This window comes from Noviherbaspirillum sp. (genome assembly GCF_035254865.1).
Taxonomy (GTDB): Bacteria; Pseudomonadota; Gammaproteobacteria; order Burkholderiales; family Burkholderiaceae_D; genus Noviherbaspirillum.
Genome location: NZ_DATFAF010000036.1, coordinates 30,404 through 44,318, shown reverse-complemented (window position 1 = coordinate 44,318; position 13,915 = coordinate 30,404). Strand labels below are relative to the sequence as shown.

The following is a 13,915-nucleotide window of genomic DNA, read 5'->3' as shown; positions in this document are numbered from 1 at the left end:
GAACGGTTTTTTTATGTCCGGCACACCATCTCATCTATTTATCGGCCTGATGTCCGGCACCAGTCTTGACGGTGTCGATGGCGTTCTCGCCGCATTTCCCGTCGACGACGCGACCTGTCGATTCGAGACGCTTTCCACAGCCTACCTTCCCTTTCCTGCGGCGCTGCGCTCAGAGTTGATGACTTTGCAGGCACCCTGCGAAAATGAACTGCATCGGGAAGCATTGGCGGCCAACGACTTGGCCGGAGTGTATGCGGAATGCGTTGCACAATTGCTCGCCGCTGCAGGCAAGCATGCCAGCCATGTCACGGCGATCGGGGCGCATGGCCAGACGATTCGTCATCGGCCGGAGCTCGGCTTTACCCGTCAGACCAACAACCCCGCTTTGCTGACGGAGCTGACCGGCATAGACGTCATTGCCGACTTTCGCAGCCGGGACATTGCGGCGGGCGGCCAAGGCGCGCCGCTGGTGCCGGCATTCCACCAAGCGATCTTTGGCAGCAGCGACGAGATTCGCGTAGTCGCCAATATCGGCGGGATCAGCAACATCAGCGTTCTGGAACCTGGCCAGAAAGTAATCGGCTTCGATACCGGGCCCGGGAATGTCTTGATGGATGCCTGGATTGCTCGCCATCAAGGCAGGAGCTACGACGCGGATGGCGCATGGGGGGCGACCGGACAAGTCATGCAAGACTTGCTGGATATCCTGCTCGCCGAACCCTACCTCGCATTACCACCGCCGAAGAGCACCGGTCGCGACTTGTTCCACGCTGAATGGCTCGAAAACCGGATGAAAGGGTTCGGCAACGCGAATGCGGTCGATGTGCAGGCAACTTTGACCGCATTCACGGCGTCCACCCTCGCTAATGCCATTGCCACGCATGCCCGCAAGGCGAAAGCAGTCTATGTGTGCGGAGGCGGAGCGTACAACCTGCATTTGATGCGAACTTTGCAACGCATGCTCGATGATCGTCGGCTTGCTGCACGCGTATCCTCGACCGAAGCCTTGGGAGTGTCGCCGAACCACGTGGAAGCATTGGCATTCGCCTGGCTCGCCCAACGCCATGTTGAGGGCATGGCCGGAAACTTGCCGACCGTGACCGGCGCGCAAGGATTTCGCATCCTCGGGGCGCGTTATCCGAGGTGAAACGCCTGCGACAAGCGTAAAAAAGCGCAGGACTTGCCTGCGCTTTTTTGGGAAATGCAGACCGGAATTACGAGAACGACGATCCGCAGCCGCAAGTGGTCGTTGCATTCGGATTCTTGATCACGAACTGCGCACCGTCCAAATCATCCTTGTAGTCGATCTCGGCACCGACCAGATACTGATAGCTCATCGAATCAATCAGCAGATGCACGCCGTTCTTGGTCATCGTGGTGTCGTCTTCATTGACGATTTCGTCAAAAGTGAAGCCGTACTGGAAGCCCGAGCAGCCCCCTCCCTGTACGAAAACACGCAACTTCAGGTCGGGATTGCCCTCTTCCTCGATCAATTGTGCAACTTTTGCCGCTGCACTGTCGGAAAAGATGATCGGTTCGGGCATTTCGGTAACTGCATTCATTTCAGGCTCCTGCAAATATCAATGGATTCATTATAGACGCTTGGCGACTTTCAGGTATTCGACAGCGCCAGCTTCAGGACCGGCTCGCCGACCTGGTCATGCGTGAGCTTGCCGGAGACCAGCGCGCCGCCATGCATTTCCAGCGCCTTGTAGTACACATCTCCAGTTATGCGGGCTCTTGGCTGTAATTCAAGCAGTTCCGAGGAATGTACCGGCCCGAGAATCTCGCCATTGACAACCAGATGCGCGACACGCACTTCGCCCTCGACTCGCGCGTGCTCGGAAATCACGAGCATGCTTGGATCGTCGCCGGTCGCAATGACGTTTCCCTTTACCTGTCCGTCGATGCGCAAGCCGCCCTGAAAATGGACATTACCCTCGATCTTGGTCGAAATGCCGATCAGGCTGTCAATTGTGCCCTTGTTTTTGCGGCCTAACATGATGGCTCTCCTTTACAAATTCGCGGATGCTTGCGCCCGAATCTGGCCTCGTTCGAGCACGCGTGCCTGGACCAATTTGGTCGACGCGCCTTCCGGCAGGGTGAGCACCCCTTCGACACGCTGGTAATGTTTGAAGCCGAGTTTGAATTTTTCCTGCTCGGCAGAATTCGCACCAGGAAAGATCATCATAGCATTTTTGCCGCCCTGAAGAGTGCTCACCGCGAGTTGCAGATTACCAACGAACTGTTGATCTCCCTTGCCGCCTTGCATGATTAGCAAACGATACCGGATTTGATTCGGGCCAACCTGATCTATCTTAAGGCGACGAATGCTAACGCCCTGCGGACCGGTGGCATTCGGCAATAAACTTTCAAAGAAAGCAAGATCTTCCTTCAGTCGGATGTTATCGGCCTCGAGCGTCTTGATCTGCACGGCAAGTTGTTTTTGTGCCGCGCGCTCCATGTTTAGCTGGCTTTCGGCGGCATTGGCGGTTGTCGAGAGCTTGTCGCGCTCGGCGGTCATCTGCTCAAGCCGCTCTTTATAGCTGGCGAGCTGCTCGCGAGTGTTGTCCGCATGTCCGCCAGGATTGAGGCGCCCGGTATCCCAGGACCACATCAAGATGGCCCCGAGCGCGCCGCTGAGGATAAAGAAAAGAATCCGCATCGGCCATGGCAACTGCGATCTGATGGTCATCTTCGGCGACGACACGGACATGCGCCGCCGCCAAAGCTTGAACTTCATCGAACTGAAGGGAGAACCGGGATTTGCCATGCGATGAGATTGTATGCCTACGGCAATACTGGAATGTGCATCAATCCCGCCGTTTCATCAAGGCCGAACATCAAGTTCATGCACTGCACGCCCTGCCCTGCAGCGCCCTTCACCAGATTGTCCTCTACCACGAGAATGACAAGCAGATCCCCGCCGCCCGGACGATGCACCGCGATACGGAGCTTGTTCGAAGCACGTACCGAGCGCGTTTCCGGATGGCTCCCGGCGGGCATCACATCGACGAATTTCTCGCCTTCGAAGTGGCGCTCATACAACGCCTGAAAATCAGTGTCGCGCGCTTCGGGCAGAATGTGTGCGTACAAGGTGGAGTGAATACCGCGAATCATCGGGACCAGATGCGGCACGAAGGTCAGCCCGATCTTGCGACCGGCAATCGCCTGCAGTCCTTGCACTGTCTCCGGCAAATGACGATGACCCTTTACGCCATAGGCTTTGAAGTTGTCGGACGCTTCCGCCAGCAGCGCGTGCACTTCCGCCTTTCGGCCGGCACCCGATACGCCCGACTTGCAATCGGCAATCAGCATCGACTCATTCACAAGCTGCTTGCCTTGCGCGAGCAAGGGAGCGAAGCCGAGCTGCATCGAGGTCGGATAACAACCGGGCAAGCCGATCAGGCGGGCTTTGACAATCGCTTCGCGGTTAACCTCGGGGAGTCCGTACACCGCTTCAGCCAGCAAGTCCGGGCAGGAATGGGGCATGCCGTACCATTTTTCAAATTCGGCAGTATCCTGCAGTCGGAAATCAGCGGCAAGATCAATGATCTTGACTCCGGCGGCCAACAGTTCGCGTGCCTGCGCCATCGCCACGCCATGAGGCGTTGCAAAGAACACCAGGTCGCATTCGGTCAGCTTCGCTTTTTCCGGGCTGGAGAAAGCGAGAGCCACATGTCCGCGCAGCGAGGGAAACATGTCGGCAACCGGCATCCCATCTTCCTTGCGCGACGTAATTGCAGTCAACTGCACGCCCGGATGCGCCGCCAGAAGGCGCAGCAGTTCCACGCCCGTATATCCTGTGCCGCCTACGATACCGACTTTGATCATTTCTTTTCCTTGCTGAAGACGTTGACACTCACATTCTTGAATTCTAACTTGCCGTCCGAAGCACCATCCGCTCAGCGATGTGCATTTCTTTTAGGACGACTGTAAAACGCAAAAAGCCGCCAGGCACCAACCCAGCGGCTTTTCGATGTTCTGAAAACGCAGATTAGCGCTTGGAGAACTGCTTTGCTCGGCGTGCTTTACGCAGACCGACTTTCTTACGTTCGACTTCACGTGCATCTCGCGTGACAAAGCCGGCTTTCGACAGCTCGGGCTTCAGGCCTGCGTCGTAGTCGATCAATGCACGGGTAATGCCGTGACGCACCGCGCCGGCTTGGCCGGACTCGCCGCCGCCATGAACGTTGACGAGGATGTCAAAGCGTTCGAGGTTGCCGGTCAATTCCAGCGGCTGACGGATGACCATCAGACCGGTTTCGCGCGAAAAATATTCTGCTGCCGGCTTGCCATTGACAACAATGTTGCCGCTGCCGGATTTGATGAAAACGCGAGCCACTGCACTCTTGCGGCGGCCGGTTCCGTAATTGTAGTTACCGATCATGTCCGCTCCTTAGATTTCGAGTACTTTGGGTTGCTGAGCGGAGTGCGGATGGGTGCCATCGGCATACACTTTCAGCTTCTTGATCATTGCGTAGCCAAGCGGGCCCTTGGGAAGCATGCCCTTGACCGCTTTTTCCAGCGCACGACCCGGAAAACGCTGTTGCATTTTCAGGAAGTTCGTTTCATAGATGCCGCCCGGATAGGTCGAGTGACGGTAATAGGTCTTGTCCAGCGCCTTATTGCCGGTCACGCGCAGTTTGCCTGCGTTGATGACGACGATGAAATCGCCCGTGTCGACGTGCGGGGTGAACTCGGGTTTGTGCTTGCCGCGCAGTCGGAGTGCCACTTCGCTGGCGACACGTCCGAGGACTTTGTCCGTTGCGTCAATCACGAACCACTCACGCTGAACCTCATGGGTTTTCGCGGAAAAGGTCTTCATGATGATGTCCTAAATAAATAAACGCTCAAATTGGCGGTCCCGCCCCTGAAAACCGGCGGGCTCTTCCTTGTTGTCTTTTCCTGAGCGAACGGAAAGCCTGAAAGTATAACCTTTTCAATGACTTGGCGTCAAACTTAATTGGAAGTATCGGCTTGGTAAAAACACCGCGTGCTGCTCAGCGAACCTCACCGGACCTGGCGATGCGCCAGAGTGCTTGAACAAAAAAAACCCGAAGCGGTAAGGCTTCGGGTTTAAATCCACACCAAAGGAGGAGGGTGGAGGAGACAATCGGTTGGCTGAAGCAATCAAATCCGCATTAACAACCAGCAATCAAATTCTACCGAAATTTATTGTGCAATGCAAGAAAAAAGCATGATTTCCCGCTCGTTTTCCTGAATATTCTTCTTTTTATTATTTGTATTCATGCACTTACACAAGTTACACAGCTTACCACAATGTGGTTTTCCCATCCACTTTATGGATTTTCTGAAATAATAACCTGTTTCTCGATGATTTTCCGGGTGATTTGTTACAAGAAGTGTATCCATCAGTCTTTCCGGCGCGCGTCGCCGCTGGCGCGAAAAATAACACCCTCTGCCCGGCTTTGCGGCTTGCCGATGTATCAATTCCAAACCCGCTACAATTACTTCCTCAGAACTCAAGAGAGGCAATGATGGAATGCACCGTACGCTGGACAGGATTGTCCGGAATGACTTTTTTGGCAGAAACCGGATCCGGCCATGTCGTCGCCATGGACGGCGCACCGGAAGGTGGCGGACGTAACCTGGCACCGCGTCCGATGGAATTGGTGTTGGCGGGGACCGGCGGTTGTACGGCTTACGATGTTGTCCTGATCCTGCGAAAAAGTCACCAGGATGTACGTGGTTGCGACGTGACGCTGAAGTCCGAGCGCGCGGAAAAAGAACCCAAGGTGTTTACCAAGATCCACTTCCATTTCACAGTACGCGGCCGAAATCTGAAACAGAATCTGGTTGAGCGCGCGATCAAGCTATCACACGAAAAATATTGCTCCGCCTCGATCATGCTGGAAAAAACCGCCGAGATCACCCATTCCTTCGAGATCGTGGATGACCTCGCGGAATCAGCGGAGGCGCCGGCCTGACCCCCAATGGTCCGGGCCGGCGCTCCGGCTCATCGGGCCAGTGCCATGTTAAATATAGTAAGCGGTTGCCGTCATTACCTTAGCCATCGCGCGCATCACGCCGCGAATCGGCAACGGAAGCTCGGCGGCACCCAGCGATTGCGCGCTGGCGCCATGCGCGATCTCGTCGACGCGCATCTGTTCGACGATTGCACGCGATTTTTCGTCTTGCTGCGGCAAGCGGTTCAGATGGCTGGCCAAATGCGCCTCGACCTGACGCTCCGTCTCGACGACAAAGCCCAGGCTGTTGGCATCCCCCATTCGCGCGGCCACGGTACCGATTGCGTACGCTCCCGCATACCACAACGGGTTGAGCAAACTGGTATGCGAACCGAGCTCCTGCAATCGCTGTGACGTCCAGGCGAGGTGGTCCTCCTCTTCGCGTCCGGCCTGCGCAAATTGCTGCCGCAGCGTGGCATTGCCTGCAGCTCGTCCCTGCGACTCATAGAGCGCTTGCGCGCACACCTCCCCGACGTGATTCACACGCATCAAGCCCGCGCTATGGCGGCGCTCCTTGTCATCCATTGTCGACTCCACCACTTTGGCGGCAGGGTTCGGACGCGATGCAGTGACTACGCCAGACACCGCGCGCAGCACTTTATCGAGTCCGGTAATCAGCTCATCGACGTTTCGCATTCTCAAGGGACTCCTACTGAAACATGAATGGGATAGCGGTTTGCGTTTATGACTTATGACTTCGCACATTTTCCCGCAAATGCGCTGAATCTTATTTTGGCAGGGACAAGAATGCTTCGCATTTAATTCACCTCGACACAAAGGCCACCGAAAAGATTCAAGAACAACAACAAACACCTATGCCATCGAGCTGATTTATTGCTGGAAAGTTATTTATAACAAGATTGCTGTTGTTAAGAAGCCACATAAATACCGGCCCGCCGGCCGGAAAACCAAATTCTCTTTGCCCAAACCAGCCATATTTGATGAAATCACCATTAGCTTCTTGATCACCGATCAGAAGTGTCCGGCAGGGGCGTTACCACTAGTGGCCTTGCTGGATGAAATTCAAGGCAACTCAAAAAAATTTTAGCACGCCAACCCTTGGAGATTTATTAATGAAAAAATCGCTTCTCGCACTGGCAGTTCTGGGTGCATTTGCAGGTGCTGCTCAAGCACAATCCGCTGTAACCATTTATGGTTCTTTTGACGGCGGCGTACGTCACGTGAACAATGCTGACGCTGCAGGCAACAGCAAGATCACGATGAGCTCGAACGGCACGTACAACTCCAACCGCATCGGCTTCAAAGGCGTTGAAGACCTCGGTGGCGGCCTGAATGCACACTTCGTTCTGGAAACCGGCTTCAACACCGGCACCGGCGCACAAGACGGCAACCTGTTCAAGCGTTCCGCATTTGTCGGTCTGGGCGGTGCTTGGGGCTCCCTGGACCTCGGCCAACAATACTCCGTGAACTTCAAGACGATCGGTATGTACGATCCGTTCAACTACAAGTACACCGGCATCATCCCGCTGGCAGGCCAAGGCCTGTTGACTCGTCTGGCCAATGACATCCAGTACACCGGCACTTTTGGCCCGATCACCGCACGTGCTGAATGGGCACTGGGCGAGCAAGCTGGTAGCACGTCCAATGGTTCTGCCCGCGCTGTCGGCGTTGGCTACTCCGCCGGCCCGATCGCCGCTGGCGCTGCATACACCAAGCAGACTGCTGCCGCAGCTCCTAACCTCGACACGACGAACTGGACCGTTGGTGGCGCATATAGCTTTGGCGCGTTCCGCGTTGCAGCTGGTTATGCACGTAACGAAGCCGACACCGCAGCCGGCCCGTCGAACGATCGTAGCGACGCCTGGATCGGCGGCAGCTACAACGTGACCCCGGCTGCACAATTGTCGCTGGCATACTATCGTACCAAGCTGGATGCGGTTGCCGCTGGCGCCGATGCTCGCCGCAACACCATCATTCTCGGCGGCACCTACGCGCTGTCCAAGCGTACCAACCTGTACGCAGACTACGACCGTAGCACGTTCAACAACGGCAGCCCCTCGCTGTGGGGCGTCCAACCTGCCGGCACCGGTAACGTGAGCGGTATCTCGGTTGGTATCAACCACCTGTTCTAACAAAAGCAGTAGCCGTCTGGCTACGCGAAAGAACCGGATGAAACGGGTCCACGAAAGTGGGCCCGTTTTTTTATTGAGAAATCGATCCAGCAGGCCGCGCAGTGGAGGCGCGCACACTTTTGGTGCAATGCATTGTCAATATTACAGCCGCTTCGCGCAGATTCGTTGCAAGAACACCACAACCTTGGCTGTCGATCGGCCAAAAAGCCAAAATCCCTTTGTCCTCAGACCGGATATTTGATGAAATATCACGGACTCCTCGATTTACTGATTTAGGAGTCAGTTTCTGGCAGGGGCGTTTCCACTAGTGGCCTTGTCGGAAATGAAGTACTACAAAAAATTCAGCTCGATAACCTTTTGGGGATTCATCAATGAAAAAATCGCTTCTCGCCTTTGCTCTTCTGGGCGCATTTGCAGGTGCCGCTTCCGCACAAACCAATGTCACCATCTACGGTGTTGCTGACGTCGGCCTTGAGCGCGTCAAGCTGAGCCCTGGTCAGTCCACTACCGGCCTGACCAGCGGCATTCAATCCGGCAGCCGTCTCGGCTTCAAGGGCACTGAAGATCTCGGCGGCGGCATGGCTGCAATTTTCGCCCTGGAAAACGGCTTTGACATCAGCACCGGCGCGGCAGCGCAAGGCGGCACGTTGTTCGGTCGTCAAGCCTGGGTTGGCCTGAAAGGCGGCTTCGGCACCGTCAAACTCGGTCGTCAGTACACCCCGCTGTTCATCGCCCTCGACACGATCGACCCGATGGGTACCGGCCTGAGCGGTGGCGGCAACGGTATTGCAGCAGTGTTCAATCCGGGCGTTGGTTACACCAACCCGCGCATGAACAACACGATCAACTACTCGTTCGCCGCTGCTGGCGTTACCGGTGAACTGGCTTATGGTCTGGGTGAAGTTGCTGGCTCCAACCGTACCGGCCGTGAAATCGGCGCGAATGTGGGTTATGCAAATGGTCCGATCACCGCTGTTGTTGCCTACGACGACAAGAACGACACCGCTATCGGCAGCCAAGGCAACATTCGTACGTGGATGCTGGGCGGCGCATATGACCTGCACGTAGCCAAGCTGCACGCAGCCTTCGCAGACAACCGCGGTGACAACGCTGTTGGCGCAACCGCACTCCGCAGCCGTGACTGGATGCTGGGCGTGAGCGCTCCGGTTGGTGGCACGGGCACCGTTCTGGCATCGTACGTTCGTCACGACGACCGCCTGAGCACGGGCGCTGTTGATGCTGACTACTGGCAGTTGGGCTACACCCACGGCCTGTCCAAGCGTACCAACCTGTACACATCCTACTCGAAGCTGAACAACAAGCCGGCTGGCTCTGTTGACACTTCCTGGCTGAACGTTGGTATCCGCCACAAGTTCTAATCAGCTGCAGGCGTAAGCCTATAGTGATTTGACTGCAGTATTGAAAAGGCACCTTCGGGTGCCTTTTCTTTTTTCGATGACTGGAACCGAGCGCGCGGAGAGCGGTAACCCGAGAAGCGAATCAGGTCGTTTTCGAACCCGTTTCGCGTACTCTGGCAGGTCGGAATACCGTAGCGTCCGCATAGAACGCCTCCCCTTGGTCCTCGCACCACCCGGGGATACCCAGAACCGGCAAGGGCGTAAAGTCGGCAGTCGTCAGCTTATTGGACAGTGTCCGGGATATTGCTTGATCCAGCCATGCATGCTTATCGGACAACGGCAATGCGAAATAGCTCGATTCCACAATGACCGGGTAGGCATGGGCAGTGATGGCCTTGTATGGGTGCACGAGCTTCTCCATCAAGGCATGACCGAACAAGCAGACTTCACAGTCACTGCCGAATGCATCGCGCCTGGACATGAACAGCTCTTGCCAGCGGTGAGCGCGCAGATCCTCCAACAGCAACACATCGTGCGTTACCAGTAGCGCTACATTTTCGTCAAAAATGGTCGCTGCATCGCGAAGTTTGCCACGCATCGGCCCCACGCCGTCCATGTCGGCGATTCCTGCGGCTTGCAACGCGTTGAGCCGGACTTTGATTTGCGGGAAGCTGAGCCAGACCAAGGCGTTGAAAAAATCGTGGAGATTGTCGCGAGTCGGTACGCAGCCGGTCTGGCTGATGAATGCTTCGTAGGCGGTATTCGGTGTCAAATCGGCCTGGGGCACGAACCGGACGCGCAAGCCACGGTGATTGTGCAAATCCTTTGCCTCGGCCAAGGCGTTCAACTCGGCGCGCCAATCAGTCGCACGCGCCAGCAAGTCGCCAGTCGCGGCCAGCGGCGCCAGCCATGGTTGCGTCCAATCGATCTCGCGAAGGAATTCACCACGCATCATTGACCCAAGAATCGGCGGTGGCTACACGCCGTCCCGAGGCGCGTGCAGAAACAGACTCAGGCGAGCTGCCAGCCAATCGTTTCGCCGCCGTTCAACGGCACCACTGTCGTATCACCCATCGGCAGTTCTGCCGGGAGCTGCCAGTTTTCGCGCCGCAGTGTGATTGTGCCGGTGTTGCGCGGCAGTCCATAGAATGCCGGGCCGTTAAAACTGGCAAATGCTTCGAGCTTGTCCAGCGCCCCTGCCTGATCAAATGCCTGGGCGTACAACTCCATGGCATGCAGCGCGGTGTAGCAGCCGGCGCAGCCGCAGGCATGCTCCTTCAGCCCCTTCGGGTGCGGTGCGGAGTCGGTGCCGAGGAAGAATTTGGTGCTGCCGCAAGTGGCGGCACGCACCAGCGCCAGCCGGTGTTCTTCGCGTTTCAGCACGGGCAGGCAGTAGTAATGCGGTCGAATGCCGCCCTTGAAGATTTCGTTGCGGTTGTAGAGCAAGTGGTGGGCAGTAATCGTCGCCGCAATCCTGTCGTCGGCTTCGTTGACGAATTGCGCCGCATCTTTGGTCGTGATGTGCTCGAACACGACTTTCAATGCAGGCAAGTCGCGCCGCAACGGTTGCAGCACGCGGTCGATGAAGACGGCTTCGCGGTCAAAGATATCAACCTCGGGATCGGTGACTTCGCCGTGGACCAGCAAGGGCATGCCGAGTTCCTGCATCGTTTCCAGCGTCTTGTAGCACTTTGACAAGGCCGTCACGCCCGCGTCGGAATTGGTCGTTGCGCCCGCCGGGTACAGTTTGACCGCATGCACAAAACCGCTGTCTCTGGCACGACGGATTTCGTCGGCGGGCATATTGTCGGCCAGATACAAGGTCATCAGGGGCTCGAAACTCATCCCCTGCGGCAGCGCGGCGAGAATGCGCTCGCGATAGGCAATCGCCTGCGCTGTCGTGGTGACGGGCGGCTTCAGGTTGGGCATGACGATTGCGCGGCGGAACTGCCGCGCGGTATGCGGCAATACGCTGGCAAGGGTTGCGCCGTCGCGCAGGTGCAAATGCCAGTCGTCAGGACGGGTAATGGTAATGCTGCTGGAGTTCTGGGAAGCGGCTGGGTGGGACATGGCGACTCTTTCTTTGAAGTGTCGCTATTTTACCCGTTTGGAAGTGGCGATATCGCGCGCGGCAGGCCATAAAAAAACCGCTTCAGGCGCGGCGCTGAAGCGGTTCGAATCGGAAAAAATACCGTGTCAGTGGATGATTTTCGCCAGGAAATCGCGCGCCCGATCGGAACGCGGCGAGCCGAAGAATTCTTCCTTGGTGCAATCTTCGACGATGCAGCCCTTGTCCATGAAGACGACGCGATTCGCCACTTTTTTCGCGAAACCCATTTCGTGGGTCACGACCATCATGGTCATGCCTTCCTGCGCCAGTCCGACCATGACGTCCAGCACTTCATTGATCATTTCCGGGTCGAGCGCGGAGGTCGGTTCGTCGAACAGCATGGCAATGGGATCCATCGACAAGGCGCGCGCAATGGCGACGCGCTGCTGCTGACCGCCGGATAACTGCCCCGGGAACTTGTCCTTTTGCGAAAGCAGACCCACGCGGTCGAGATACTTCAAGCCGCGCTCCATCGCTTCCTCTTCGCTGCGGCCGAGCACCTTGACCTGGCCGAGCGTCAGGTTCTGGCGAATCGACAGATGGGGGAACAATTCAAAGTTCTGGAACACCATGCCGATGTGTGCGCGCAGCTTGGACAGGTTTGTCTTGGGGTCGCCGACCGACACGCCGTTGACCAGGATCTCGCCTTTCTGGAACGGTTCCAGGCCGTTGACGGTCTTGATCAAGGTCGACTTGCCCGAACCGGACGGACCGCAGACGACCATCACGTCGCCCTTGCTGACACGGGTTGTGCAATCGGTCAGCACCTGGAAGCTGCCGTACCATTTGCTCACGTTTTTAATTTCGATCATTTCCTAATCCTCAGCGAATGATGGCAATGCGTTTCTGCAGTCGCTTGACCATGAATGACAGCGCGAAGCAGAGCGCAAAATAGACGACGGCGACAAACAGGTACATCTCGACAATGCGGCTGTCGCGCTGGGCGATCTTGCCGGCGGCGCCGACGAAGTCGGTCACATTGAGCAAGGACACCAGCGAAACGTCCTGGAACAGCACGATGGTCTGCGTCAGGAGGATGGGCAGCATGTTGCGGAATGCCTGCGGCAGGATTACCAGTTGCATCGCCTGCCTGTAGGTCAGCCCGAGTGCGTATGCCGCGCCGACCTGCCCCTTGGAGATGCTCTGGATGCCTGCTCGCATGATCTCGCAGAAGTACGCCGCCTCGAACATGATGAAGGTGATGTAGGCCGAGCGATCGGCGCCGAGCTGGATGGGCCGCTCGGAGCCGGTAATCGCCTGCAGCACCTCCGGCACCAGAAAGTAGAACCAGAAGATCACGAGCAACAGCGGGATGGAGCGCATCAGGTTGACATAACCTGCCGCGCCCATTGCCAGCGGCTTGAAATGCGACAGCCGCGCCATCGCCAGCAAGGTGCCGAAGATCGTTCCGCCGACGGCGGCAACCACGGTCAGTTGCAGCGTGTACTGCAGGCCGCCCAGCAGGTAGGGCCAGGTACGAACAACGACGTCAAAATCAATATCGCCCATTATTTGCCTCCCGCGATATAGCCTGAGACCGCAACCCGGCGTTCGATGAAGGCCATGATCCGGTTGGCGGTCATCGCGATCACGACATAGATCAAGGTCGCAGCGGCAAATGCCTCGAAATAACGGAAGGTCATTTCACCCATCTCGCGCGTGCGGAAAAAGAGCTCCACCAGGCCGATCGAATAGGCGACGGCGGTGTTCTTGATCAGGTTCATCACTTCCGAGGTCAGCGGCGGAATGATGATGCGGTACGCCATCGGCAGCAGCACGAAGCGGTAGGTCTGGATCTGCGTGAGGCCGAGCGCGTAGCCGGCATTGCGCTGGCCGCGCGGCAAGGACTGGATGCCCGAACGTACCTGCTCGGCGATGCGCGAGGAGGTAAAAAAGCCGAGGCAGACCACCGCCGTCACGAACTGATGCTCGGTCGGATCGAGAGTTGTCACCCATGCCTTGACCGAAGGAATCAAGCCCGGCACGACAAAGTACCAGACGAAAAACTGCACAATCAGCGGTATGTTGCGGAACAGCTCCACGTAGGCGTTACCCAACCTGACCATCCAATGCTTTTCGGTGGTGCGCGCCACACCGATGATCGAACCCAGCACGAACGCCATGATCCAGGCGAGCGTCGCCGTTCCGAGCGTCCATCCGAGGCCGGAAAGGAGCATGTCAGCCCATGTTCCGTCGCCGTCGGGGACCTGCTCGAAAAAAATTCCCAAATTCATTTTTGTCTCCCAGCTTGCTCAGGCATGTGACAGAGCCGGCCCGCACAGGCAGGACCCGTCACCAAAAATATCCGTTTGCCTGAAAAAAAGCCGGATGGCGCGGACGCCTTCCGGCTCTTCATTTCATGCA

General features: G+C 57.0%; 16 protein-coding genes. 4 read left to right on the top strand and 12 right to left on the bottom strand.

Annotated features, from left to right (window positions below; all coding sequences use genetic code 11):
• Positions 1–13 precede the first annotated feature (13 nt).
• Positions 14–1,147, top strand: a complete 1,134-nt coding sequence (locus VJ651_RS09855) for an anhydro-N-acetylmuramic acid kinase (RefSeq protein ID WP_324107308.1) — start codon at positions 14–16, stop codon at positions 1,145–1,147.
• Between the two features lie 67 nt (positions 1,148–1,214).
• Here VJ651_RS09855 and erpA read toward each other — a convergent pair whose 3' ends face one another.
• The 6 genes from erpA to rplM all read right to left on the bottom strand — a co-directional run bounded on the left by erpA (position 1,215) and on the right by rplM (position 4,828).
• The gene (gene erpA / locus VJ651_RS09850) at positions 1,215–1,562 is read right to left on the bottom strand and encodes an iron-sulfur cluster insertion protein ErpA (protein WP_136418797.1); all 348 of its coding nucleotides are present in this window, start codon (positions 1,560–1,562) and stop codon (positions 1,215–1,217) included.
• A 50-nt stretch (positions 1,563–1,612) separates the two neighbouring features.
• On the bottom strand, positions 1,613–2,002 hold the full coding sequence (locus VJ651_RS09845; protein ID WP_136418796.1) for a bactofilin family protein: 390 nt from the start codon (positions 2,000–2,002) through the stop codon (positions 1,613–1,615).
• Between the two features lie 12 nt (positions 2,003–2,014).
• Positions 2,015–2,773 (bottom strand): DUF6776 family protein, encoded by a 759-nt coding sequence (locus VJ651_RS09840; RefSeq protein ID WP_324107287.1) that lies wholly within the window; start codon positions 2,771–2,773, stop codon positions 2,015–2,017.
• 17 nt (positions 2,774–2,790) lie between these two features.
• Complete coding sequence (gene argC / locus VJ651_RS09835; protein WP_324107286.1) at positions 2,791–3,834, bottom strand: N-acetyl-gamma-glutamyl-phosphate reductase; 1,044 nt, start codon at positions 3,832–3,834, stop codon at positions 2,791–2,793.
• 163 nt (positions 3,835–3,997) lie between these two features.
• Positions 3,998–4,390: a 30S ribosomal protein S9 gene (rpsI, locus tag VJ651_RS09830; protein ID WP_136418794.1), complete on the bottom strand. Its 393-nt coding sequence runs from the start codon at positions 4,388–4,390 to the stop codon at positions 3,998–4,000.
• 9 nt (positions 4,391–4,399) lie between these two features.
• Positions 4,400–4,828, bottom strand: coding sequence for a 50S ribosomal protein L13 (gene rplM, locus VJ651_RS09825; protein WP_136418793.1), 429 nt, complete (start codon positions 4,826–4,828; stop codon positions 4,400–4,402).
• A 673-nt stretch (positions 4,829–5,501) separates the two neighbouring features.
• Between rplM and VJ651_RS09820 the strand changes: the two genes are divergently transcribed.
• Positions 5,502–5,951, top strand: coding sequence for an OsmC family protein (locus tag VJ651_RS09820; RefSeq protein WP_324107307.1), 450 nt, complete (start codon positions 5,502–5,504; stop codon positions 5,949–5,951).
• A 48-nt stretch (positions 5,952–5,999) separates the two neighbouring features.
• Here VJ651_RS09820 and coq7 read toward each other — a convergent pair whose 3' ends face one another.
• Positions 6,000–6,626, bottom strand: coding sequence for a 2-polyprenyl-3-methyl-6-methoxy-1,4-benzoquinone monooxygenase (gene coq7, locus VJ651_RS09815; protein ID WP_324107285.1), 627 nt, complete (start codon positions 6,624–6,626; stop codon positions 6,000–6,002).
• A 380-nt stretch (positions 6,627–7,006) separates the two neighbouring features.
• Here coq7 and VJ651_RS09810 point away from each other — a divergent pair, with 380 nt between their 5' ends.
• Positions 7,007–8,083: a porin gene (locus tag VJ651_RS09810; RefSeq protein WP_324107284.1), complete on the top strand. Its 1,077-nt coding sequence runs from the start codon at positions 7,007–7,009 to the stop codon at positions 8,081–8,083.
• A 371-nt stretch (positions 8,084–8,454) separates the two neighbouring features.
• Positions 8,455–9,462, top strand: coding sequence for a porin (locus tag VJ651_RS09805; protein WP_324107283.1), 1,008 nt, complete (start codon positions 8,455–8,457; stop codon positions 9,460–9,462).
• Positions 9,463–9,583: 121 nt separating this feature from the next.
• On the opposite strand, the gene VJ651_RS09800 is transcribed toward VJ651_RS09805, so the two are convergent.
• From VJ651_RS09800 to VJ651_RS09780, 5 genes are all read right to left on the bottom strand, one after another.
• A complete protein-coding gene (locus VJ651_RS09800; protein WP_414691333.1) occupies positions 9,584–10,393 on the bottom strand; it encodes a DUF3025 domain-containing protein in 810 nt (269 codons plus the stop codon).
• Positions 10,394–10,452: 59 nt separating this feature from the next.
• Positions 10,453–11,511, bottom strand: a complete 1,059-nt coding sequence (pyrC, locus tag VJ651_RS09795; protein WP_324107281.1) for a dihydroorotase — start codon at positions 11,509–11,511, stop codon at positions 10,453–10,455.
• A gap of 126 nt (positions 11,512–11,637) precedes the next feature.
• Positions 11,638–12,363: an amino acid ABC transporter ATP-binding protein gene (locus VJ651_RS09790; protein ID WP_324107280.1), complete on the bottom strand. Its 726-nt coding sequence runs from the start codon at positions 12,361–12,363 to the stop codon at positions 11,638–11,640.
• 10 nt (positions 12,364–12,373) lie between these two features.
• On the bottom strand, positions 12,374–13,060 hold the full coding sequence (locus VJ651_RS09785; RefSeq protein WP_324107279.1) for an ABC transporter permease subunit: 687 nt from the start codon (positions 13,058–13,060) through the stop codon (positions 12,374–12,376).
• Positions 13,060–13,785: an amino acid ABC transporter permease gene (locus VJ651_RS09780; protein WP_324107278.1), complete on the bottom strand. Its 726-nt coding sequence runs from the start codon at positions 13,783–13,785 to the stop codon at positions 13,060–13,062. The genes VJ651_RS09785 and VJ651_RS09780 overlap by 1 nt, the downstream gene beginning before the upstream one ends.
• Positions 13,786–13,915 lie beyond the last annotated feature (130 nt).